The sequence below is a fragment of the Mesorhizobium sp. WSM3879 genome (assembly GCF_002294915.1).
Taxonomy (GTDB): Bacteria; Pseudomonadota; Alphaproteobacteria; order Rhizobiales; family Rhizobiaceae; genus Mesorhizobium.
Window position 1 is genome coordinate 403,325 of sequence record NZ_NSFZ01000001.1, and the last position, 23,175, is coordinate 426,499.

Annotated in this window: 21 protein-coding genes and 1 tRNA gene; 10 read left to right on the forward strand and 12 right to left on the reverse strand. The window is 64.4% G+C overall.

What is annotated here, in order from left to right:
* Positions 1–292: 292 nt before the first annotated feature.
* Entirely contained in the window at positions 293–1,426 is a 1,134-nt protein-coding gene (odc2, locus tag CK218_RS01980; protein WP_067002471.1) for an ornithine/lysine decarboxylase, read from the reverse strand.
* A 539-nt stretch (positions 1,427–1,965) separates the two neighbouring features.
* On the opposite strand from odc2, the gene CK218_RS01985 reads away from it, so the two are divergent.
* From CK218_RS01985 to CK218_RS02000, 4 genes are all read left to right on the forward strand, one after another.
* Positions 1,966–3,165, forward strand: coding sequence for an amidase (locus CK218_RS01985; RefSeq protein WP_095826704.1), 1,200 nt, complete (start codon positions 1,966–1,968; stop codon positions 3,163–3,165).
* Positions 3,166–3,167: 2 nt separating this feature from the next.
* Positions 3,168–4,067: a LysR family transcriptional regulator gene (locus CK218_RS01990; protein ID WP_067002475.1), complete on the forward strand. Its 900-nt coding sequence runs from the start codon at positions 3,168–3,170 to the stop codon at positions 4,065–4,067.
* A gap of 180 nt (positions 4,068–4,247) precedes the next feature.
* Complete coding sequence (locus CK218_RS01995; RefSeq protein ID WP_095826858.1) at positions 4,248–4,916, forward strand: DUF1007 family protein; 669 nt, start codon at positions 4,248–4,250, stop codon at positions 4,914–4,916.
* Positions 4,917–4,922: 6 nt separating this feature from the next.
* Entirely contained in the window at positions 4,923–6,140 is a 1,218-nt protein-coding gene (locus CK218_RS02000; protein ID WP_095826705.1) for a nickel/cobalt transporter, read from the forward strand.
* Positions 6,141–6,155: 15 nt separating this feature from the next.
* Here CK218_RS02000 and denD read toward each other — a convergent pair whose 3' ends face one another.
* From denD to CK218_RS02020, 4 genes are read right to left on the reverse strand one after another with little or no spacing between them, the layout of a single operon-like run.
* On the reverse strand, positions 6,156–7,130 hold the full coding sequence (gene denD / locus CK218_RS02005; protein ID WP_095777138.1) for a D-erythronate dehydrogenase: 975 nt from the start codon (positions 7,128–7,130) through the stop codon (positions 6,156–6,158).
* Position 7,131: 1 nt separating this feature from the next.
* Positions 7,132–7,338 carry a hypothetical protein gene (locus CK218_RS02010; protein ID WP_095777137.1) on the reverse strand — a complete coding sequence of 69 codons (207 nt, stop codon included), beginning with the start codon at positions 7,336–7,338 and terminating at the stop codon, positions 7,132–7,134.
* A gap of 36 nt (positions 7,339–7,374) precedes the next feature.
* Positions 7,375–8,355: a cation diffusion facilitator family transporter gene (locus CK218_RS02015; RefSeq protein ID WP_095826706.1), complete on the reverse strand. Its 981-nt coding sequence runs from the start codon at positions 8,353–8,355 to the stop codon at positions 7,375–7,377.
* A gap of 13 nt (positions 8,356–8,368) precedes the next feature.
* The gene (locus CK218_RS02020) at positions 8,369–9,055 is read right to left on the reverse strand and encodes a GNAT family protein (protein ID WP_067002748.1); all 687 of its coding nucleotides are present in this window, start codon (positions 9,053–9,055) and stop codon (positions 8,369–8,371) included.
* Positions 9,056–9,138: 83 nt separating this feature from the next.
* Here CK218_RS02020 and CK218_RS02025 point away from each other — a divergent pair, with 83 nt between their 5' ends.
* Entirely contained in the window at positions 9,139–10,323 is a 1,185-nt protein-coding gene (locus CK218_RS02025; protein WP_095826707.1) for a pyridoxal phosphate-dependent aminotransferase, read from the forward strand.
* 13 nt (positions 10,324–10,336) lie between these two features.
* On the opposite strand, the gene CK218_RS02030 is transcribed toward CK218_RS02025, so the two are convergent.
* The 3 genes from CK218_RS02030 to CK218_RS02040 form a co-directional block, all read right to left on the reverse strand.
* Positions 10,337–11,089: an SDR family oxidoreductase gene (locus CK218_RS02030; protein ID WP_082953977.1), complete on the reverse strand. Its 753-nt coding sequence runs from the start codon at positions 11,087–11,089 to the stop codon at positions 10,337–10,339.
* Positions 11,090–11,368: 279 nt separating this feature from the next.
* Positions 11,369–12,076: a tellurite resistance TerB family protein gene (locus tag CK218_RS02035; protein ID WP_067002750.1), complete on the reverse strand. Its 708-nt coding sequence runs from the start codon at positions 12,074–12,076 to the stop codon at positions 11,369–11,371.
* Positions 12,077–12,197: 121 nt separating this feature from the next.
* Positions 12,198–13,127 carry a rhodanese-related sulfurtransferase gene (locus CK218_RS02040; protein WP_095826859.1) on the reverse strand — a complete coding sequence of 310 codons (930 nt, stop codon included), beginning with the start codon at positions 13,125–13,127 and terminating at the stop codon, positions 12,198–12,200.
* 142 nt (positions 13,128–13,269) lie between these two features.
* On the opposite strand from CK218_RS02040, the gene CK218_RS02045 reads away from it, so the two are divergent.
* On the forward strand, positions 13,270–13,905 hold the full coding sequence (locus CK218_RS02045) for a 2-dehydro-3-deoxy-phosphogluconate aldolase (protein WP_095826708.1): 636 nt from the start codon (positions 13,270–13,272) through the stop codon (positions 13,903–13,905).
* Positions 13,906–14,017: 112 nt separating this feature from the next.
* Here CK218_RS02045 and CK218_RS30475 read toward each other — a convergent pair whose 3' ends face one another.
* The 4 genes from CK218_RS30475 to CK218_RS02065 form a co-directional block, all read right to left on the reverse strand.
* Positions 14,018–14,194: a hypothetical protein gene (locus CK218_RS30475; protein ID WP_082980697.1), complete on the reverse strand. Its 177-nt coding sequence runs from the start codon at positions 14,192–14,194 to the stop codon at positions 14,018–14,020.
* A 120-nt stretch (positions 14,195–14,314) separates the two neighbouring features.
* Positions 14,315–14,388: transfer RNA gene (locus CK218_RS02055), tRNA-Gln, on the reverse strand.
* A 103-nt stretch (positions 14,389–14,491) separates the two neighbouring features.
* On the reverse strand, positions 14,492–16,336 hold the full coding sequence (locus CK218_RS02060; protein WP_095826709.1) for a DUF882 domain-containing protein: 1,845 nt from the start codon (positions 16,334–16,336) through the stop codon (positions 14,492–14,494).
* Between the two features lie 378 nt (positions 16,337–16,714).
* Entirely contained in the window at positions 16,715–18,256 is a 1,542-nt protein-coding gene (locus CK218_RS02065; RefSeq protein ID WP_095826710.1) for a sigma-54 dependent transcriptional regulator, read from the reverse strand.
* Between the two features lie 144 nt (positions 18,257–18,400).
* Here CK218_RS02065 and CK218_RS02070 point away from each other — a divergent pair, with 144 nt between their 5' ends.
* The 4 genes from CK218_RS02070 to CK218_RS02085 all read left to right on the forward strand — a co-directional run bounded on the left by CK218_RS02070 (position 18,401) and on the right by CK218_RS02085 (position 23,171).
* Positions 18,401–20,239, forward strand: coding sequence for a M3 family oligoendopeptidase (locus CK218_RS02070; RefSeq protein ID WP_179294414.1), 1,839 nt, complete (start codon positions 18,401–18,403; stop codon positions 20,237–20,239).
* A 317-nt stretch (positions 20,240–20,556) separates the two neighbouring features.
* On the forward strand, positions 20,557–21,261 hold the full coding sequence (locus tag CK218_RS02075; protein WP_095826711.1) for a proton-conducting membrane transporter: 705 nt from the start codon (positions 20,557–20,559) through the stop codon (positions 21,259–21,261).
* Between the two features lie 153 nt (positions 21,262–21,414).
* A complete protein-coding gene (locus CK218_RS02080) occupies positions 21,415–22,560 on the forward strand; it encodes an aminodeoxychorismate synthase component I (RefSeq protein ID WP_095826712.1) in 1,146 nt (381 codons plus the stop codon).
* Entirely contained in the window at positions 22,509–23,171 is a 663-nt protein-coding gene (locus CK218_RS02085) for an aminotransferase class IV family protein (protein ID WP_095826861.1), read from the forward strand. Before CK218_RS02080 ends, CK218_RS02085 begins: the two co-directional genes overlap by 52 nt.
* Positions 23,172–23,175: the final 4 nt, after the last annotated feature.

Consider the following 23,175-nt stretch of genomic DNA (forward strand, 5'->3'; position numbering starts at 1 on the left):
AATCTCCCCCCTCGAGCGGGAGATGTCGCCAAAGGCGACAGAGGGGGTCGTTGCGCATGTAACACCGGCGCCCAGCGTGACGAGAAGCGGCGCTGGCGCTCCACGCGCGACGCCCCCCTCTGACCGCTGCGCGGCCATCTCCCCCTCGAGGGGGGAGACCCGGCGCGCAGCGCCCTCGATGATGAAATCTGCAAAGTCCATTTCCGCGATCCTTCACGAGCGGAGATCTGTTCCACAAGCGAGCCCCGGCGGGCGATGTCACCCACGCCGGTTGATCTGAAGGCTCGCGCCTTCAGATCACGTAAGATCGGAGAGGCTCGAAGCCGTTGAAGGCGACCGACGAATAGGTGGTCGTGTAGGCGCCAGTACCTTCGATCAGCACCTCGTCGCCGATGGTGAGCGACAGAGGCAGGGGATAAGGCGTCTTCTCGTAGAGCACATCGGCCGAATCGCAGGTCGGGCCGGCGAGCACGCAGGGTGCGGTCTCCGATCCGTCGCGCGGCGTCACGATCGGATAGCGGATCGCCTCGTCCATGGTTTCCGCTAGGCCGCCGAACTTGCCGATGTCGAGGAACACCCAGCGCACATTGTCATTGTCGGCCTTCTTCGAGATCAGCACGACTTCCGACTTGATGACGCCGGCATTGCCGACCATGCCGCGGCCCGGCTCGATGATCGTCTCGGGCAGCGCGTTGCCGAAATGCCTGCGCAGCGCCGAGAAGATCGCCTGGCCATAGGCCTGCGCCGCCGGTACGTCCTTCAGGTAACGGGTCGGGAAACCGCCGCCCATGTTGACCATTTTCAAGACGATGCCTTCCTCGGCGAGCGTGGCGAACACCTTCTTGGCATCGCCCAGCGCGCGGTCCCAGGCCGAGAGATCGGTCTGCTGCGAGCCGACATGGAACGACACGCCATAGGCGTCGAGGCCGAGGCTCTTGGCGTGACGCAGCACGTCGACGGCCATCGCCGGCACGCAGCCGAACTTGCGCGACAGCGGCCATTCGGCACCCTCGCCGTCGGTCAGCACGCGGCAGAACACGCGCGAGCCCGGAGCGGCGCGGGCAATCTTCTCGACCTCCTCGACGCAATCCACCGCGTAGAGGCGGATGCCGAGCTGGTAGGCGCGCGCAATGTCGCGCTCCTTCTTGATGGTGTTGCCGAAGGAAATGCGATCCGCCGGCGCGCCGGCATCCATCGCCATCTCGACCTCGGCAACCGATGCGGTGTCGAAGGACGAGCCCATCGCAGCAAGCAGGCGCAGGATCTCCGGCGCCGGGTTTGCTTTCACCGCATAGTAGATCTTGGAATCGGGCAACGCCTTCTCGAAGGCGCGGAAATTGTCGCGCACGACATCGAGGTCGACGACGAGGCAGGGGCCGTTCGGACGTCGGGTGGCGAGAAAGTCAAGGATGCGCTGGGTGGCCATCGAGGTCTCTCCATCTGCGCCTTTCGGCGCGCACAAAGGCTGCGGGACGCGGGCGCTCGGCCTCGCGAACTCGCGGTGGACAAAGGCGGGACGGAAAATCCATGGAACCAGCCGGTGGAGACCCCGGAACCACGGATCGCCGTCTCGCGGCGGTGAACCTGGCCTTGCCCGGCCTCGGTTCGCTTTGTCTGCCTTGGCTTGGATGGGAGGACCCGTCCGCACTGCCGGCAATGAAGGTGTGCCTCTTCAGTAACCCCGGTCTTTGGACGACCGGCAGACACCAGAAAGGCCCGCACCGTCGTTGCTTCAAGGTGTCCTCGGTCTTGTGGTTGGCCACTGACCGACTGGAGGGGTTGGCTCCAGTTACCTTACCGATTGCCCTCACCATTCGAGGATCGGCGGACACCCACAGGCACGTGCGACTTTGGGCAAGCGCGATATAAGAGCGAAGGGTTTCACAATCAATAAAAATCGTCAGCGCCGGTTGTAAAAATTGCGGTATCGAACAATGTTTGTGGACCGTATTCGGAAATCGAACAATGCCAGGCACCCACGGCCCTCTCAACGCCTTCCTCGATCTGCGCCAAATGCCCGTGGCCAATGCGGAATTTGGCCCGCTGGCCGGCCTGCGCCTAGCCGTGAAGGACATCTATGACGTCGCCGGCTATCGCACCGGCTGCGGCAACCCGCGCAAGTTCGAACAGGCTCACGCCGCCTCGCGGACGGCCGAGGCTGTGCAGTTGATTCTCGATGCCGGTGCGCGATTCGTCGGCAAGACACAAACCGACGAGCTCGCCTTCTCGCTGTTCGGCCAGAATTCGCATTTCGCCTTTCGGGTGAACGCAGCCGCTCCGGATCGCGTGACCGGCGGCTCCTCGTCAGGTTCGGCGGCAGCGGTCGCCGGCGGCCTTGCCGACATCGCCGTCGGCTCCGACACCGGCGGCTCGATCCGCGCGCCGGCGAGCTTCTGCGGGTTGATCGGGCTGCGCACCAGTCACGGCCGGGTATCGCTCGAGGGCGCCATGAAGCTCGCGCCGAGCTTCGACACCTTCGGCTGGTTCGCCGGCGACATAGAAGCTTACGAAATGGCCGGCAAGCTTCTGCTCGGACGCGATCCACACCAGCATCCGCTCAACCGCCCGCTGTCGATCGGCTGGCTCGATGCCTTTGTTTCCGGGCCGACGGAAGCCGCCGAATATGCGCGGGTGAAGGCACAGACAGCAGCCGTCGTCGGCGAGCCGACCGAAACCGAACACGCCTTCGCCTCGTCCCCAGATGATCTCTACTGGTGCTTTCGCCGGCTGCAGGCCTTCGAGGCCTGGCAGGTGCATGGCGGCTGGATTTCGGCAGGCGGTCACGGGCTGGGTCCGGGTGTCGACGAGCGTTTCGGCTTCGGCCGCACGATCGACCCAAAGACGGTCGAAGCCGAAACGGCGCGTCGGGCAGCCTTCCGTTCCGAGTTCGGCAAGCTGCTCGGCAACGACGGCTTTCTTGTTCTGCCGACCGTGCCGGGCGCAGCGCCACTGAAGACCAGCACGCCGGAGCAGTTCCAGGCCTATCGCGAAAGGGCGCTGCATCTTTTGTGCCTGGCCGGGTTGTCGGGCTTCCCGCAGATCACCTTGCCGCTCGGTTCCGTCGACGGCGCGCCCTTCGGCCTGTCGCTGCTCGGCCCTTTCGGCAGCGACGTCGCCCTGATAGGGCTCGGCCGCACGATTCTGGATGCGGCCCGAAAGGTCTGATCATGGATACATTGACCCGCATGCGCGCCTTCATCGACGTGGTCGAGGCCGAAGGCTTCTCGGCCGCCGCGCGCAAGATCGGCCGTTCCAAGGCGCTGCTGTCGAAATATGTGCGCGAGCTGGAGGACGAACTCGGCGCGCTGTTGTTGAACCGTACCACGCGGCAGTTCTCGCTGACCGAAGCCGGTCACACCTATTATCAGCGCGCCTCCGAAATCGTGCGCGAGGTCGACAGCCTGGCCGATGCCGTGCGCGAATCTTCCGGCGACGTGCGCGGCCGCATCAAGCTCTCGGCTGCGCGCACCTTCGCCGACGCGCCGATTGGCCAGTCGCTGATCGATTTTGCCAAGCAACATCCGGACATCGTTCTCGACATCCATCTCGACGACCGCTTCGTCGATCTGGTCGAGGAAGGCTTCGATGTCGCCGTGCGCATTTCGCGGCTGGAGAACTCGTCGCTGATCGCGCGGCGCCTCGGGCCGTTTTCGATCAAGCTCTGCGCGTCGCCGGACCTGCTCGCAAAGCACGGCACCCCGACCCGCCCGCAGGATCTTTCCAACATGCCCTGCATCGTCGACACCAACGGCCGCTCTTTGGCCAACTGGCGCTTCAAGGGAGACGGCGAGGATTCGGTGAGCGTCACCGTGTCGGGGCCGATCGAGGTCAACAGTCCGATGGCGGCGAGAGCAGCCGCCGTGTCGGGCCTGGGCTTCACCATCCTGCCGGATTTCATCGCTGCGCCCGAAGTCGCGTCGGGCAAGCTGGTGACGGTGCTCGACGACCGCATCCTCTCGGGCAGTGGCATCTTCGCGGTCTATCCGCATCGCCGCTATTTGCCCGCCAAGGTCCGTGTCTTCGTCGATTTCCTGGTGCACTGGTTCAGGACGCGCGACGCTGCGTGAAGCACGTCCCCCGAAGGTGGGAACCGTTTTCGGCACAAGGACATGCGCAGAAACAGAGCCTAAAAGCGCATCGAGCGATCTGGAAAGAGCGCAACGCTCTCCGAGAGCGCGTCCCAATTTCGCCCCCTTTCTGTTAACTCTCGGAGCCCACTCCCAAAGTCGATGGAATCGCGGCCCGGAATGCACCTGAAACGGCAAGCAATCGTACTGGCTTCGGCAATTGTGGCCACCTTTGCCGCGGTAGAGCCCGCCCAGGTGCACCCGCACGTCTTCGCCGAGGCTCGCCTCGACGTCATCCTCAGCGCGGATCACCAAAGTGTGACGGCGCTGCGCCACCTTTGGCGCTTCGACGATCTGTTTTCGAGTACAGTGATGATGGAGTTCGACAAGAACTCCGATCTGAAGCTTGACGACAAAGAGCTCAAGGAAGTGGCCGACACCGTCCATTCCTCGCTGGCCGAGTTCAACTATTTCCAGCTGGTCACGCAGGACGGCAAGGACGTGCCCATGGTCCCTCCGCCGCATCTGATGGCGAGCTTTGACAACGACCAGCTGATCATTCTGTTCGAGTCGCAGCCGAAGACGCCGATCAAGCTCGCCGGCAAGATCGACATCGGCGTCTACGATCCGACCTTCTACACGGCGATCGACTTCACCGACGACGCCAACCTCACCGTTGAGGGATTGCCCGCGAATTGCACCAAGAAGGTGATCCGTCCCGATCCGGACGAAGCGATCAAGGAAAACCAGAAGACCCTAACGGAAGCGTTCTTCAACGATCCGACGGGCACCGACATGAGCAAGATCTTCGCCACCAAGCTCGAACTGAACTGTCCGCCGGAAGGATAATCGGTGATGAAACCGTCGCTGCGCCTGGCGCTCGGCCTCGCGGCCGCCACTTTGGTCATGACGCATCTACCCGGCGTCGCTCATGCCCAGAGCTCGCTCGGCATCGGCACCAATGACGGCATGGCGCCGAGCACGACGGGTCCGTTCGCCCATATCCTGATGTGGATCAATCTCAGGCAGCAGGAATTCTACCATTCGCTGGCGGCCGCGATGAAAGCCATGCGCCAGGACGGCAGCAAGCTCTGGCTGCTGGTCGGCCTGTCCTTCGCCTACGGCATTTTCCACGCCGCCGGGCCCGGCCACGGCAAGGCGGTGATTTCGTCCTACATGGTCGCCAACGAAGTGGCGCTGAAGCGCGGGATCATGCTGTCCTTCGTCTCGGCGCTGCTGCAGGGGCTGACCGCGGTCGTCGTCATGATGCTTGCCTATTTCGTGCTGCGCGGCACGGCGGTGTCGATGACCGACGCGGCATGGTTTCTTGAGATCTCCAGTTATGTGCTGGTGACGCTGTTCGGCGCCTGGCTACTGTGGCGCAAGACGGGCCCGGCCATTCTTCGGCGGTTCGGCGCCGGTCCGGCCTACAGCCTGTCGGCGGCCCATGCCGGCCACTCGCGTGGCGGGCACTCGCATGCTCACGCGCATTCCCATGCCGGTCATTCCCACTCCCATTCGCATTCCGCGCATGCCCACTCGACGCACTCGCACGCGCATCACGACCATGATCATGCCGCGCATTCGCATGCGCACAGCGATGAGGTGACTGATCACAAGGCGCATGATCACGACCACGCGGCGCACGACCATGCTCACGCTGGGCATCATCACCACGGCCCGGGAGAAGTCTGCGACACCTGCGGCCATTCGCACGCGCCGGATCCGGCGCTGCTTTCGGGCGATCGCTTCGACTGGAAGACCGCCTGGTCGGCGGTGGCCGCCGTCGGCATCCGCCCTTGCTCCGGCGCGCTCATCGTGCTGAGCTTCGCGCTCCTCAACGGCCTCTGGCTCGGCGGCCTGCTCTCGGTGCTCGCCATGTCGATCGGCACCGCGATCACCGTCTCCGCGCTGGCGACGATCGCGGTGACGGCCAAGAACTGGGCTGTCTATTTCGCCGGCGACGGACGCATCGGCAACCGCATCCATTCGATCGTCGAGATCGGCGGCGCCGCCTTCATCTTCCTCGTTGGCCTGCTGCTCTTGTCGGCCAGCCTGACGGGCGGCGTCTGAAGCCGACCGAAACTGTCATCCGATCCTTCCGTCGAGTTCGTCCTCGATATGGGCGCGGATGATCTCGTCAAAATTCTTCTCGGCGACAAAACCCAGTTCCCGCGAGCGGCGCGCCTCGAAGCGCGTCGGCCAGCCTCTGACGATCGCCCAGATCGTTTCGTCGGGCTGCTCGCGGATCCGTTTGACCACCTCGGCGCCGGCTATGCGCCCGAGCGCTTCGATCTGCTCGCCAACCGTGACCGCCACGCCGGGCATGGTGAGATTGCGCCGCGGCCCGACCTTATCGCCATCGATTTCGGCCGCATGGATCAGGAAATTCACCGCCGATCGCGGGCTGGCATGCGTGTGCAGCACCGAGCGCGGCACCGGCAGGATCGCCTCCTGGCGGCTGAGCGGCTCGCGGATAATCCCTGAGAAGAAGCTCGACGCCGCCTTGTTCGGCCTGCCCGGCCGCACGCAGATGGTGGGCAACCGGATGCCGATGCCGTCGAAGAATCCGCGCCGCGAGTAGTCGGCAAGCAGCGCCTCACTAATCAGCTTCTGCGTGCCGTAGGAGGTGAGCGGCGTCGGATGGAACTCGTCCGGGATGACATCCGGGAACGGCGCGCCGAACACCGCGATCGACGAGGTGAAGACAAGACGCGGCGCGAAGCCCGCCACCCGCACCGCGTCGAACAAAGCGCGTGTGCCGTCGAGATTGACACGGTAGCCGAGGTCGAAATTGGCCTCCGCCTCGCCGGAAACGATGCCGGCGAGATGGAAAATCACGTCCGGGCGGGAAGCAACGAGCTTGGCCGTCGCACCGGGCGTGGAAAGATCGCCGGTGTGGATCGAGACATCGACTCCGGCGAGCGTCGGCGCCTGCGGCGGCACGATATCATGCAGATCGAGCGCGGTTATTTTGCGCCCGCGCAGCACACCGTCCTTGGCCAGCCTTGCGATCAGCTTGCGGCCAACCATGCCAGCGGCGCCGGTAATCAGAACTCTCATCTCATAGACCCTTCTTGCGTTGGCTGCGTCCGCGCAGCCACAGGACGACGAACAGCCCCACCATGAAGAGCGCGGCGATGACGACCGCAAGGACCGTCGAGACCTTGCCAGCGGCCAGCATGATGGTCGGCAGGAAATAGGCGGCGAGGCCGAACAGGAGCAGTATCCAGGCCGCGGCGATCGCCGCGTTGCGCGTCTCGCGATCCATCAGGCGCCGTCCGTCGATCCGAAGCTCATCACCGGCTCAGTGATAGTGGCGGCGATCGCGAGGCGCATCATGCGCATGGTCGTGATCATGGTGATGATCGTGCTCGTCATTGCTGTCGGCGCACAGGCCGAACTCGGGCTCCACCGTTGCATGATCGATCCCGTGCTTCGCGGCAAGCCGCTTCTTGATGGCGCTCACCGCCGCATGCGCATCGACGCCGTCATTCAGGCAGGCATGCAGCGTCGCCATGTTGCTGGCGCCGTCGAGCGACCAGACATGCATGTGATGCACCTCCCGCACGCCCTTGACTGTGGCTTCCAGATCCTTGGCGATGAGGTCGCGGTCGAGGCTTGCCGGCACGCCTTCGAGCAGCACATGGGCAGCCTCGCGCATCAGCGACCACGCCGTCGACAGGATCAGCAGCGCCACCAGCACGGAGAGGATCGGATCGATCGGCGTCCAGCCGGTGGCGAGGATGATGAGGGCCGCAGCGATTGCCGCGGCCGAGCCAAGCAGGTCGCCCAGCACATGCAGTATGGCGCCGCGCATGTTGAGGCTCTCGCGGTCGCCGCCATGCAGCGCGAAGAAGGAGGCGACGTTGACGAGCAGGCCGGCGACCGCCACCACCAGCATCGGCCCGCCCAGCACCGGCGCCGGGTGCATCAGCCGCCCCCAGGCCTCGTAGACGATCCACAGCGCGATCACGAAGATGGCGATGCCGTTGGTGTAGGCCACCAGCGTCTTCACGCGAGCGAAGCCGTAGGTGAGACGCCCGGTGGCGGGACGTCCGGTGAGATGGAAGGCATACCAGGCGAGACCGAGCGCGATCGCGTCCGCCAGCATATGGCCGGCATCCGCAAGCAGCGCCAGCGAGCCGGTGAGCAAGCCGCCGAGCGCCTCCGCGATCATGAAGCCCGCTGTCAGGCAGCCCGCGACGAGAACGCGCTTCTTGTCGGTCGACCCGTGCACGTGATCGGCGCCGTGGCTGTGGGCGTGTGAGCCGTGATCATGCGCCATCGCGCAACTCCTGCTACGCGCCGGACTCGGCGCGGAAATCCTCGAGCCGTCGCTTTTGGCGGCCCTCGCCATCGAAATTCGCCGGATCGAGCCAGGCCTCATAGGCCTTGCGCAGCGCCGGCCACTCCTTGTCGATGATCGAATACCACGCCGTATCGCGGTTTTCGCCCTTCACCACAAGATGCTGGCGGAAAATGCCTTCGAACTTGAAGCCGAAACGTTCCGCCGCACGTTTCGACGGCTCGTTGCGGTTGTTGCATTTCCATTCGTAGCGGCGATAGCCGAGCTCGTCGAAGGCATATTTGGTAAACAGGAACTGTGCTTCCGTCGCCTGCGGCCTGCGCGAGATCAGCGGCCCCCAATAGATGTTGCCGATCTCGATGACGCCGTTGGCGGCATCAATGCGCATCAGCGTCTGACGTCCGGCGACCTTGCCGCTCGCCTTGTCGATGACGGCGAAGAACAGCGGATCCTCGCTCGCCTCGACTTTGTCCAGCCATGGCTGGAAGGCGGCGCGGCTCTCGGGCGGATAGTCCGGCAGCCAGGCGAAGCGGCCTCCGGCATCCGACACCGACGACGCTTCATAGAGCCCGTCGCCGTGCTTTGACGCGCTCAGCGGTTCGAGCCGGACATAGCGACCTTCCAGCGCCTTGCGTTCGGGGCGCGGGCGTGCCTGCCAATTCTTCAGATTTTCCGACACCGACCGCTCCAATCCGTTTGACTTTTCCTGGCGCACGCTCACAAAAACGCTCGCCCACAGAAAGAACCACAGGGACGGGAAAAATGCTCCACACCATCGCGGCCTTCGATCGTCTCGGCGAGGAAAATGCCTTTGCGGTGCTCGCGCGGGCAACGGCGCTTGCCCATCAGGGCCGCGACATCATCAACCTCGGCATCGGCCAGCCCGACTTCAAGACGCCGCAGCATATCGTCGAGGCGGCGATCAAGGCGCTGCGCGACGGCCACCACGGCTACACGCCTGCCAACGGCCTTTTAGCCACTCGAGAGGCGGTCGTGCGCCGAACCCTGACCACCACCGGGGTCGAAGTATCGCCCGAGAACGTGATGATCCTGCCCGGCGGCAAGCCGACCATGTTCGCCGCGGTCCTGATGTTCGGCGAGCCGGGGGCGGAGATTCTTTATCCCGATCCCGGCTTTCCGATTTATCGCTCGATGATCGAGTTCACGGGTGCTGCTCCAATCCCGGTGCCGATCCGCGAGGAGAACGGCTTTGCCTTCTCGGCGGAAGAGACGCTGGCGCTGATCACGCCGAAGACGAGGCTGCTGATCCTAAACTCGCCCGCCAATCCGACCGGCGGCGTGACCGCGCGGGACGAGATCGCCAAACTCGTGAAGGGCTTGGAGAAGCACCCTGAGGTCGCGATCCTCTCCGACGAAATCTACGATGTCATGACCTATGACGGCGAGACCCACCGCTCGCTGCTCAACTTTCCGGAACTCCGCGACAGGCTGATCGTGCTCAACGGCTGGTCCAAGACCTGGGCGATGACCGGCTGGCGCATGGGCTGGTCGATCTGGCCAAACGGCGAAAAAGGGGCCTATCTCTACGACAAGGTGCGCAAGCTTGCGGTCAACTGCTGGTCCTGCGTCAACGCGCCGAGCCAGTATGCCGGCATCGCCGCGATAGACGGCCCGCAGGACGATGTCGAAAAGATGATGCTCGCCTTCGACAACCGCAGGAAGATAGTGGTCGAAGGGCTGAACGCGCTCCCCGGCATTTCCTGCATCGCGCCGAAGGGCGCCTTCTACGCCTTCCCCAATGTTTCGAAGACCGGCTGGAAGGCCAAGAAGCTTGCCTCGGCGCTGTTGGAGGATGCCGGCGTCGCGCTGATCGGCGGCCCCGATTTCGGCGTGCTCGGCGAAGGCTATGTCCGGCTTTCCTACGCCAATTCCGAGGAGAACATATTACGAGCGCTGGAGCGGATCGAAGTGTTCTTGACGAAATAGAAGCCTCAGCCCCTCATCCGCGGCCGACGAACGGCATCTTCGTCGCCATCACCGTCATGAACAGCACATTGGCGTCGAGCGGCAAGCTCGCCATGTGAAGCACCGCGTCGGCGACGCGCTGGACATCCATCACCGCTTCGGCGGCGATGGAGCCGTTGGCCTGCGGCACGCCGACGGTCATCGCCTGCGCCATCTCGGTCAATGCGTTGCCGATGTCGATCTGGCCGCAGGCAATGTCATAGGGTCGGCCGTCGAGCGCCAGGGTCTTGGTCAGGCCGGTGATGGCATGCTTGGTCGCCGTGTAGGGCGCTGAGCCCGGCCGCGGCGCATAGGCCGACACCGAGCCATTGTTGATGATGCGCCCACCCATCGGCTTTTGCCGGCGCATGACGCCGAAGGCGGCCCGGGCGCATAGGAACGAGCCGGTCAGGTTGACGCCGACGACATCGTTCCAGACCTCGACCGGGATCTCGTCGATCAGCGTCGACTTGTAGCCCATGCCGGCATTGTTGAAGAGCAGGTCGACGCGCCCGAACGCCTCCACCACCGTCTCGAACATGTCGTCGACCTCGCCGGCCTTGCTGATGTCGCATGCAACGGCAAGCGCCCTGGCGCTTGTCTTCCCGGCCTCGGCGATCGCCTCCTCGAGCAGCGTCTTGCGGCGGCCGCAGAACACGGTGTTCCAGCCTGCCTTGAGCAGCGTGGTGGCGACGCTCTTGCCGATGCCGGTGCCGGCGCCGGTTACGATGGCTGTTTTCTCTGTCATGGCGGTCATCGTCCTCGCTCCCCGTCACTGCAGGAAGAAGACGTGGCATCGCAAATGACAGAGGGCGTGGCAAGCGGCTATTGTCGGCAAGAAAGCGGAGCCGACAAAAAGGGCGGTCATTGGCGACCGCCCCTCATCTGAACCGCGCTTGGGAGGAGGATAAGCCGGTCCGACTGGTTAGAATGATGCGCTTGCTGGGTTAACGAAAGATTAACGGCCAGCAGCACGTCCCATGCCCGTTTACCAACCGGCAATTTGCTGGCGCGGATCGGGCGCGGTTCAAGCCGGCGCCTTCGCCGCCGAGACCGTCGCCTCGACATGGTCGACCAGCGCGTCCGGCAGGCCGAGGCGGCCGGCTAGCAGGTCGAGATAGCCGCGCTCCGTGCGGGTGTCGGGATCGATGGTAAGGCGCGAGGCGGTGTAGAGCTCAACCTTCTGCGCATCGGTCTTGGCGCCGGTGATCAGGACGTCGAGATCGAGCGGGCGTTCAAGCTCATCCAGCAGAAATTTTTCCGCTTCGGCACCGATGCCGGCGAGCTTGAGCTTGTCGGCGATTTTCTGCCGCTCCTCGTCATCGACATGACCGTCCGCCTTGGCTGCGGAGATCATCGCCCGCACCAGGGTCAGCGTGAATTCGGCCTCGCCCTGCGGCGCCTGCGAGGGATGGAAGGCGGTGTCCTTGGGCGGCGGCAGCAACTCGGGCTCGCCGGCCACGGGTTCTTGTGCCGGCACATTGCCGGCCTTGTAGTTCTGGTAGGCCTTGTAGGCGAGGCCGCCAATGGCTGCCAGGCCGCCGAGCTTCATGGCAGCGCCCGTCACCTGTCGACCGGGGCCGGTGCCGAGCAGCACCGCCGCCAGCGCGCCGGCGGCGAGCGGATTGTCCTTCGCCATCTGCACCGCCTGCCCCGCCTTGTCGCGAACGGTCGATCCCGTGCCGGGAATTTGCGAGCCGAAAAGGTCGTCGAGCAGCTTCTTGGGGTCGAGCATCAATGCCTCCAGAATTGGCCCGGCCGAATGCGCCCGGGCGGGGTTTCGGATCGGCAAGACGTAGGCCCCGCGCATGGACATTACAATGAACGGGCGGATGATTTGACGAAACCTGGGCTACTCAGCTTCCGATGTGGCGCTTGGCGCCCCGCGCATGCGCGAGTTCCACCTGGCGATGGCGCTCGGCGTAGCGCGCGCGGTCCTCGTCCGAGCGCGCTTCGAAGCAATGCGGGCATGAGACGCCGACCGTATATTTCGGCGAGAGCCGGTCCTCGACGGTGAGCGGATGGCGGCAGGCGCGGCAGAGTTCGGCTTCGCCCTCGGCCAGGCCATGCGACACCGATACCCGCTCGTCGAAGACGAAGCATTCGCCCTGCCATAGGCTCTCTTCGGCCGGCACCTCTGCGAGATATTTCAGGATGCCGCCCTTGAGATGGAAGACCTGCCTGAAGCCCAGCGACTTCACGTAAGCGGTCGCCTTCTCGCAGCGAATGCCGCCGGTGCAGAACATCGCCACCTTGCGGCCTTCGAGCTCCTCGCGGTGCTCTTCGACCCAGGCCGGGAACTCGCGAAAGCTGGCGGTCTTGGGATCGACCGCGCCCTTGAAGGTGCCGATCGACACCTCGTAGGCGTTGCGCGTGTCGATGACCAACGTGTCGGCGTCCGAGATCAGCGCGTTCCAATCGACTGGCGCGACATAGGTGCCGGCGCTGCTCGCCGGATCGAGATCGTCGACGCCCATGGTGACGATCTCGCGCTTCAGCCGCACCTTCATGCGATGGAACGGCATGTCAGCAGCAATGCTGTATTTCACTTCCAGGTCGGCAAGCGCTTCGATCGCCTCTAGGTGATCGATAAGCGCGGCGATCGCTGCCTCGCTGCCGGCGACCGTGCCGTTGATGCCCTCATGCGCCAAAAGCAGAGTGCCCTTGATGCCGCGTCCGCAGCAGAAGGCGGCGAGCGGCGCGCGCAGCGCTTGGTAATTGTCGAGCCGCGCAAACTTGTAGAGCGCGGCAACGCGGACCGGCTGAGTTTCCTTGGTTGTTGTCATGCCCATGCCACTAGACCGTGCTGAAAGCCGTTTCAAGGCGGAGCGGACGGGCCGCGTGACATTGCGACACGCCCGCCTTCGTGGACTGGGAATACCCCTTCTGCTAATCGGTTGAAATCGACCGAAACGGAGAGACAAGCCAATGACCAGCAAGACCGAAAAGCTCCTGTCGCTCCTCAACGGCCAGCCGGTCATCCCGGTGCTCAAGATCGCCAATGTCGCCGACGCCGTGCCGCTCGCCCGCGCTCTGTCGCGCGGCGGCTTGAGGGCGATCGAGATCACGCTGCGCACCGCCGATGCGCTGGAAGCGATCCGCCGCGTCGCGGCCGAAGTCGAGGATGCGGTTGTCGGTGCCGGCACCATTCTCGATGCCAAGCAGTTCGACGAGGCGGGACGCGCCGGCTCGAAATTCATCGTCAGCCCCGGCATTACGGGCCAGCTTCTCGACGCGGCCAAGGACAGCCCCGTGCCGCTGCTGCCCGGCGCCATCACCCCCGGGGAGATCATGGCTGCGCGCGAAGCCGGCCTGCGCTTCCTGAAATTCTTCCCGGCCGAACAGTCGGGCGGCATCGCATCGCTGAAGGCCTTCGCCTCGCCGCTCGCCGACGTGAAATTCTGCCCGACCGGCGGCATAACGGCCAAGAACGCCGCCGACTATCTGAGCCTCCCCAACGTCATCTGCGTCGGCGGCTCGTGGGTGGCGCCCGACGAATTCATCAAGGCCGGCAAATGGGATGAGATCGAAGCCCTGGCGCGCGAGGCGAGCAAGCTCGCCTAACGCAATTCCAGGAAGAGTGGGCACCGGTTCTTCCGTGCGGATCGTGTAAAGAACACCTGGAGCGGTTCAGCGGTCTATCAAACGCTGAACCGCTCCAGGGCTGGACATGCGGTCAGTGGCAGACCTTGACCTTCTCGACGACCTTGCGGTGGTGAACCCAATGGGTGACCACCTTGGTTCTGCAGTGATGCTTGCCGGTCTTGACGATAACGGTTTCGGCCTGCGTTGGAGCCACGGCAGCCGATGCCGCGGCCAAAGCGAGAACTGACGCCAATAGAATCTTCTTCATGAATATCCCCAGTTTGGAACGAACGCATCCTAACCTGAAAAAGCGCGCCCGTTCCGGTCTCACGAGAAGTTTAAGCGTGCGTGATCGCATGCCGGTGCGGGCCGAAAACCAGCCGCCGGCTGGTTCCCGCTCATGGATTCGAACCACGATTCACGCCTTCAAAGGGCGCCGTCCTACCGTTAGACGAAGCGGGAAAAGACCACGCGGGAAACCCGCGCCGTTCAAACTATGCTGCCGTGATAAAAAGCAAAAGCCGCGCTGTTGTTCAACGCGGCTGTTGCGGCATTGGCAGGCTCGTTATTTCGTCTGGAAGCGGGCGACCGAAAGGAACTTCACCGCGTTGCCGGTGAACCGGCTGGGGTCCGGCAATTGCGCATCCGTCTGGAAGCCGGCCGTGTAGACCTCGCTCGGCGGCGTGTGCACGATATTGTAGGCATAGCGCGGTGCCGTGGTCGGATCGGAAACGGTGGCGATGTTGTCGCCGCTGCCCAGCGCCCAGCGCGCTGCCTGCGGCGGCGTTGCCACCACCATTGCCTTCGGGCCGGGCTTCAGGTCGTTGGCGGACGCCCTGGCCTCCTTGCGCGTCGTCTTCACGCCGGCGCCGATCGCCTGCGCCGGATCGGTGCCGGCGGGGCGTGCGGCAATGGCTTGACGCGGCGAAGCTGCATCGAGACCCGACGGATCGTTGAATGCCGAGCGTGGCTCCGGCGCAGTCAGCGAAGCGACTTCGTATTCGGCCCCGCTCGAGCCGGCCACGGTGGTCGCGCTGGCCTGCTCGAGCACCGCCTTGATCTCATCCGGCTTGCCCGTGTCGGGCCGCGCGGTCGGCAGCACCGAGAAGGCATCGGTCGCGCTCTTGTCCTGCGAGGCGGTTTCCGCCAGCGCCAGAAGCACGCCCTTGTCCTTGGGCGCAAGTTCCCTCGGCAGATCGGGCCGCCTCGTCGGCAGCGGAATATTGTTGAACGCCCCCTGCGCGGGATCGGCTGCGGCCTGCGCCGCGCCGGCGGCCATGCCGAACGGTACGTTGGCCGGAGCATGCGCCGTCGCCACCGCCTGCTCAGCCGTGGCCGAGGCGTCCGCCACGGCGAACGGCACGTTTTCAGCCGTCTGCTGGCCGACATCGGCCTTGGGCCTCGGCGCGAAGGCGGGCAGAGGAACCTCCTTCGGCGGCAGCGCGGCAATGATGGTTTCGGGCGTGTCCTGCTGCGGTTGCGAATCGTCCGAGCTGTCATCGGCGATCTGCGGGATGTTGGCGCGCTTGGCATCCTGCGGCGAGACGATCGCGATGCCCGGCAGGCTGCCGCTGTTGCCGCTCTTGGCGGCCGCCACCTGCTTCACAGCCTTCGGCTGGGGCGCGGGTTGGGCACTCGCGACATCGGCGGTGTCGTCGGCCTCGTCGTCGCCGCCGCCGAACCAGGCCGCAAACAGTCCGCCGGACCGCTTAGTCGAGCCGCCGGCGCTGGCCAGCTCGATATTGGGGGTGCCGGCGCCCTTGCGCGCCTTGTAGGCGGCCAGAGCCTGCTCATAGCCAGGCAGCGGCCGGCCGTCGCTCGGCACGTGCAGCGTCTTGCCGTTCGGGAACAGGCTGACCAGTTCCTGACGGCTGATACCCGGCCAGTGGCGGACATTGCCGACATCCATGTGGACGAACGGAGAACCGGAATTCGGATAGTAGCCGACGCCGCCGCCCTGCATCTTGAGGCCGATGTTGCGCAGCTTCTTCAGCGGCACGCCGGGGATGTAGAAGTCCATCGCCTTGCCAAGCATGTGCTGGCTTTTCTCGGCGACACCGCGGCTGCGGCTGCGCAGCATCGAATTGGTAGATGGCGAGCGATAGCCGCAGACGACCTGGATGTAGTCGGTCGCTCCGCTCTGCCGGTAGGCCTCCCACACCAGATCGAGCAGCCGCGGATCCATCTTGGTCGGCTCGTTGCGGCGCCAGTCGCGCAGGATGATGTTAATCTTGCGCAGGCCTTCGGGAACGTAGCGACCGTTACGCTTGTAGACGATCTCGGCCTTTTCGTGTGTGTGCAGGTGATAGAGCTTCAGCGAACGGACTTCGGCTTTCGCGCCGGAGGCGGCTGCCGAAAGGAACCCTACGGCCAAAATCACAAACGTCAGCCACCGTGGCCAGACGCTCATGTGAAAATGCCGCCCGTTCGTGTGTCGTTCGACTTGGTTCAAATCAAAAGGCCTTGCAGGCTGCCGTTTGTCCCCGGATTTGCCCAAACGGATGCGTGGTTCTCACATCCGAATATCGATCCTAATGGTTAATCATCGCTTATTGGAGCCGAAATGCGGTAACACCGTGGCGATATCCCGTCAAAAATGATGCACCACGTTTCGTGGTAAATCGCTGGTTTAGATCGAGAATTCGGCTTTGGCCCAAACACAATCTGTTACCGATTGCGTTAAATGCGTGATCGCGAACACGCAATCGACTGAAAAAGCGCCTTCAGAAACGAAAAAGCGACGATTTAAGTCGGAATATAAACCGGTAGGCTGGGCTGGGCTTGCGTCTCAAGAGGCAAGTCGATCAAGCCGACCCGCTTCGGGGTCAATGCCATATTCCTTCAACTTGCGGTAGAGTGTAGAGCGCCCGATGCCGAGGCGGCGCGCCACCTCGCTCATCTGGCCATTATAGTGGTCGATCGCAAGCTTGATCATCTCGAACTCGACATCGGCCAGCGCCCGCACATTGCCGCGCTCGTCCAAGGCCCTCAGCGTGCCGAATCGCTGCTGCAGCCGCGCCCGCGCCTCGGCCTCGTGCGAGCCTGACGCCACTCCATTGGAGACAGCCTGATCGCCCGGCTGCGGCTCGTCCGCGACCGGTGCCACGGCAGTCGCAGGCTCGGCATCGAGCTTCACCGTGCCTTCGACCTGCGCGCGGATTTGCGGGAATTCCTCTTCGGTCAGCAACTCGCCTTCGGCGAGCACCGACGCCCTGAACACCGCATTTTCGAGCTGGCGGATGTTGCCCGGCCAATCGTAGGCCTGCAGCATCGCCAGCGCTTTGGCCGATATGCCGGTGAGACGATGACGCGGATCGGCCGGCGCCACCTTCTCCATGAAATGCCTGACCAGATGGGGGATGTCCTCGCGCCGGTCGCGCAGCGGCGGCACGAAGATCGGATAGACGTTCAGGCGATAAAATAGGTCCTCGCGGAATTTGCCGTCCTTGACCTGCTGCAAAAGATTCCGATGCGTCGCCGAGATCAGCCGGATGTCGACCTTGACGGTCGAACGGCCGCCGACCGGGTCGACCTCGCCCTCCTGCACGGCGCGCAGCAGCTTGACCTGGACGTCGAGCGGCAGGTCGCCGATCTCGTCCAGGAACAGCGTGCCCGAATGCGCCTCGACGAATTTGCCGGTGTGCTTGTCCGTGGCGCCGGTGAAGGAACCCTTCTCATGGCCGAACAGGATCGATTCCACCAGATTGTCGGGGATGGCGCCGCAATTGACGGTAACGAAGGGTTTCGAGCGGCGGTCGCCGCTGCCCTGGATGGCGCGCGCCACCAATTCCTTGCCCACGCCCGATTCACCTTCGATAAGGATCGGAATATTGGAGGCCGCCGCCTTTTGCCCGAGCCGGATCACCCGGTCCATCGCCGGGCTGCGGGTGATCAAGTCCTTGAAGGTGAGATGGCCGCCGCGACGCCGCGACGAGCGCTTCACCTCGTCCTCGACCGCTTCCACCTTCAAAGCATTGGAAATCGAGGTCTGCAGCCGGTCGGGCGAGGCCGGCTTGACGACGAAATCGAAAGCGCCGTGGCGCATGGCCGAGACAACGGTTTCGATGCCGCCCTGCGCGGTCTGCACGATGACCGGGAGATTGATGGCGCGCTCGCGCATCGCCTTCAGCACGCCGATGCCGTCGAGACCGGGCATGACCAGGTCGAGGATGACGACCGACACATCGCGCGCGTTCGGTCCGTCCAGCACATCGAGGCCCGCCTCGCCGCCGTCGGTGACGATGGCGCTGTGGCCGAATTTCGTCACCGCCGCCTCGAGCAGCCTGCGCTGCACGGGATCGTCATCGACTATGAGTACGGAACCTGTCATGACTCTTTGAATTATCCGCCCGATAAATCCCCATGGATCATCTTGGCACAGGGTTCTAAATAAGGTTTCAAAAAACCCGGTGAACGAATTCCTTAGGATTTGACCGGCTTCTCCTTTCCCGTTGATTCGAAGAAGGTATTCTCGATGCGCATGATGTTTGGTCAGCGGCTTGCGGCGACGGCGTCTGGCCAGTCCGCGGCGGAGCTCGGCGATCTGCCGGAGTGGAATCTCGCCGATCTCTATTCCGGCATGGAAGCGCCGGAGCTGAAGCGTGACATCGCCCGGGCGGCAAGCGACGCCGTTGCCTTCGAGGTCCGTTGGAAGGGCACGTTGGCCGCCGAAGCCGAGCGTGGCGCCGCCGGCCGGCTCGGCGAGGCGCTGAGGGCCTACGAGGCGCTGGAGGAACTGATCGGCCGCATCGTCTCCTATGCCGGACTTGTCTATGCCGGCAACACCGCCGATCCGCAGCGCGCCAAGCTCTATGGCGACATCCAGGAGAAGATGACGGACGCCAGCGCACATCTTTTGTTCTTCGCGCTGGAGCTCAACCTGATCGGCGACTCGGTGATCGAAGCAGCACTCGTGGCCGACCCGGCCTTCGCCCACTATCGCCCGTGGGTGCTCGATCTCAGGAAGGACAAGCCGTACCAGCTCGAGGATCGGGTCGAGCAGTTGTTCCATGAGAAGTCGGTCACCGGACGCGGCGCCTGGAACCGCCTGTTCGACGAGACGATGACCGATCTGCGCTTCGACGTCGATGGCGAGGAGCTGACGCTGGAGCCGGCGCTGAACCGGCTGCAGGACGCGGATGGCGAAGTGCGCCGCCGCGCCTCCGAGGCGCTCGCCGCGACCTTCCGCAAGAACCTGCGCACCTTCACGCTCATCACCAACACGCTCGCCAAGGACAAGGAAATTTCCGACCGCTGGCGCGGCTTCGAGGACATCGCCGATTCGCGCCATCTCGCCAACCGCGTCGAACGCGGCGTGGTCGATGCTTTGGCCGCGGCCGTGCGCGAAGCCTATCCGCGCCTGTCGCACCGCTACTATCAGATGAAGGCGCGCTGGCTCGGCATGGACGTCATGAACCACTGGGACCGCAACGCGCCGCTGCCCGAGACCCCGCAGTCGGTGATCCGCTGGGACGACGCCAGGGACACGGTGCTGTCAGCCTATCAGCGTTTCTCGCCGAAGATGGCGGAAATCGCGCGGACATTCTTCGATCGCAAATGGATCGATGCGCCGGTCAGGCCGGGCAAATCGCCCGGCGCCTTCGCCCACCCGACTGTGCCTTCGGCGCATCCCTACGTGCTCCTCAACTACATGGGCAAGCCGCGCGATGTGATGACGCTGGCGCATGAGCTGGGCCACGGCGTTCACCAGGTGCTGGCCGCCGACCAGGGCGCGCTGATGGCGTCCACCCCGCTGACGCTGGCCGAGACGGCTTCCGTCTTCGGAGAGATGCTGACCTTCCGCTCGCTGCTCGACCAGACCTCCGACAAGCGCGAGCGCAAGGCCATGCTCGCCCAGAAGGTCGAGGACATGATCAATACCGTCGTGCGCCAGATCGCCTTCTACGAGTTCGAGCGCAAGGTGCATGCGGAGCGCCGCAACGGCGAGCTGACCTCGGACAGGCTGGGCCAGTTCTGGCTTGAGGTTCAGGCTGAAAGCCTGGGGCCGGCGATCAAGTTGCGCGATGGCTACGAGGTCTTCTGGACTTATATCCCGCACTTCATCCACTCGCCCTTCTACGTCTACGCCTATGCCTTCGGCGACTGCCTGGTCAACTCGCTCTACGCCGTCTACCAGAACGCCGAGCGCGGCTTTCAGGAGAAGTATTTCGAGATGCTGCGCGCCGGCGGCACCAAGCATCATTCGGAACTGCTGGCGCCCTTCGGCCTCGACGCCACGGATCCGGCCTTCTGGCAGATCGGCCTGGGTGTGATCGGCGCGCTGATCGACGAGCTGGAGGCGCTCGACAAATGACGGGTGCTCGCCTGGCGGCATAGACCGGAACAGTTTGGCCGGAACGCATACTTGTGCTGTTCTTCAATAACTCTGCCCGCACTTTTCAATTAGCTTTGCGCAGGCCGTGTGCTAGCGTCAGACCCCAAGCTCAACCGGACGCGACAGCAAGGCCGGAGGCGGCCCTAGCGTTGCTTCAGCGAGAGCGATAGCGGCCGTCGGGCCGCAGCCGGAGGAGGGCCAGCCGCCAGCGATTGGAGGGGCGGTTCCGCCCAGCGCGGAACGATTGACGATCCCTGCGGCAAGGCCGCCGCGGCCCGATCGGACTGGAGAGGGAAATGAGCACTTTCTTCTATATGCTCCTGGCGTTCGTTGTCGGTGTCCTGGTTGGCTGGTTCATCTGGGGCCGCCTGCGTGGCGAGCTCGACAGCCTGCGCGGCGAACTCGGTCGCGCCAAGAGCGAACGCGACCGGTTTAGCGCCGATACCTACCGCCTGAGCGGCGAGCTCGACGCATGCGGCCGCAGCCGCGCCGATCTCGAACGCAAGCTGCGCGAAGCGCCGACCTCTTCCGCCAAGGCGGGAACCGACAAAGCCTCCGCGCCTGCGCCGGCGGCGCTGATATCGACCCCGACCCCAGCCAGATCCTCATCTGCAAGACCGTCAGCGGCAAAATCGGCTTCGACCAAATCCGCCGCGGCCAAGCCGGCAGCGGCAAAGACGGCCGGCGCGGCCCCGAAGAAGGCGCCGGCTCCGAAGAAAGCCGCCGCCCCGAAGGCGACCACCGGCAAGGCGGACAATCTGCGCCGCCTGATCGGCATCGGCCCGGTCAATGAAAAGCTGCTCAAGGCGCAGGGCGTCACGTCCTATGCCCAGATCGCCGCCTGGACCGATGCCGACGTCAAGCGCGTCGAGGAGGTGCTCAATTTCGACGGCCGCATCGCGCGCGAGAAATGGATCGAGCAGGCGAAACTGCTGGCCGCGGGTGACGAGGCCGAATTCGCTAGCCGGTTCCCCACGGCGGCGACCTCGAACAACAACTGATCTCGCTGTGCCTTCCCAGCGCAGGCGGCGTCCATTGGGCGCCGTTTTTGCTTTGGACCAGATGCCTTTACGGCGTCCGACGCCGTTCTCTCGATTGCGCCTCGCCGCGCCCCCATGTAGAGCGATCGACTTAATCGACCCCATCCGAGGCTTATGTCCCTGCCCTCAGCAATATTCCGCAATGACGAGACCGGCCGCCAGCTCGTCTTTGACGGGCCGCATGAGGTCATCACGGCGCGAACCGGGGACGAATTCACGCCGGCGCTGGAAGCGGCACAGGCCGCCTCCGACGCGGGCAAATGGCTGGCAGGCTATTTCTCCTATGAGGCAGGATACCTGCTGGAGCCGAAACTGGTGCCGTTGCTGCCAGAGGGCCGCCGCGCGCCGCTGATCTGTCTCGGTGTCTTCGATGCGCCGCTCGAACAGGTTGTGCCGCGGAACGAAGGCCCCGCTAGCAACGGACCGATCTTCGACGCCCGCGCATCCTGGTCCGCCGAGGACTACGCCGTCCGCTTCGCGCGCCTCCACCACCATATTCGCAAGGGCGACTGTTATCAGGGCAATCTGACCTTTCCGGTCCATGCGCAATGGTCGGGCGATCCGCTTGCCGCGTTCGAGGCGCTGACCGGGCGCCAGCCGGTGAAATACGGCGCGCTGATCTCGTTCGGCGATCCGATCGTGCTGTCGCGCTCGCCGGAACTCTTCTTCGAGATCGACGCGGACGGTATGATCGAGACGCACCCGATGAAGGGCACGGCGCCGCGCGGCGCCACCAAGGCCGAGGACGCGCGGCTGAAGACGTTCCTGCGCAACGACGAGAAGAACCAGGCCGAGAACCGGATGATCGTCGATCTCCTGCGCAACGACATCTCGCTGATCAGCGAGGTCGGCACGCTGGAAGTGCCGGAGCTATTCCGCATCGAGACCTACCCGACGGTGCACCAGATGGTGAGCCGGGTGCGGGCGAAGCTCCTGCCTGATATCGGTATTCGCCAAGTCTTCGCAGCGCTCTTTCCCTGCGGCTCGATCACCGGCGCGCCGAAGATCCGCGCCATGGAGATCCTGCACGATCTGGAGGGCGTGCCGCGCGACGTCTATTGCGGCGCCATCGGCTGGGTCGCGCCCGGCGGCACGATGCGGTTCTCGGTGGCGATCCGCACCATCTCGCTCTTTGCCGACGGCGAGGCTGTCTACAATGTCGGCGGCGGCGTGGTCTTCGATTCCACCGCCGAGGAGGAGTACCGGGAGTGTCTTCTGAAAGCGCGCTTCGCGACGGGAACCGTCCCGACTTCGAGCTGATCGAGACCATGCGTTGGGAGCCTGGCTCGGGCTTCCTGCGCTTCGAGCGCCATCTTGCGCGGCTTTATGCCTCGGCCGCGGAGCTCGGCTTTGCCTGCGATCCGCAACGGATCGGCGAGGTGCTGAAGAACGCGATCGGCGGGCAGCGGATCGCTTTGCGCACCCGGCTTGCACTGCAGCGCAACGGCGAGGCGACAGCAGCCGCGCAGCCCTTTGAGCAGCTTCCCGCAGGTAGGGCATGGCGTCTGCAGCTGGCGCGGGTCCGCCTCGATTCCGGTAACTTGTTGCTGCGTCACAAGACCAACCGCCGCGAAACCTACCAACAGGCGCGCGCCGAATACCTCGCCACCCGCGCCGACGAAGTGCTGCTCGCCAACGAGCGCGGAGAACTCTGCGAAGGCACGATCACCAATCTGTTCGCCGATTTCGGCGACGGGATGCTGGTGACGCCCCGGCTTGATTGCGGCCTGCTGCCTGGAGTATTGCGCGGCGAGCTTCTGGACGAAGGCCGCGCAGCGGAAGCGATCTACACCTTCGACGATCTGAAGTCGGCGCAGGCGATCTTCGTCGGCAATTCGCTACGTGGGTTGATCCCGGCGAGGCTGGCATGACGCC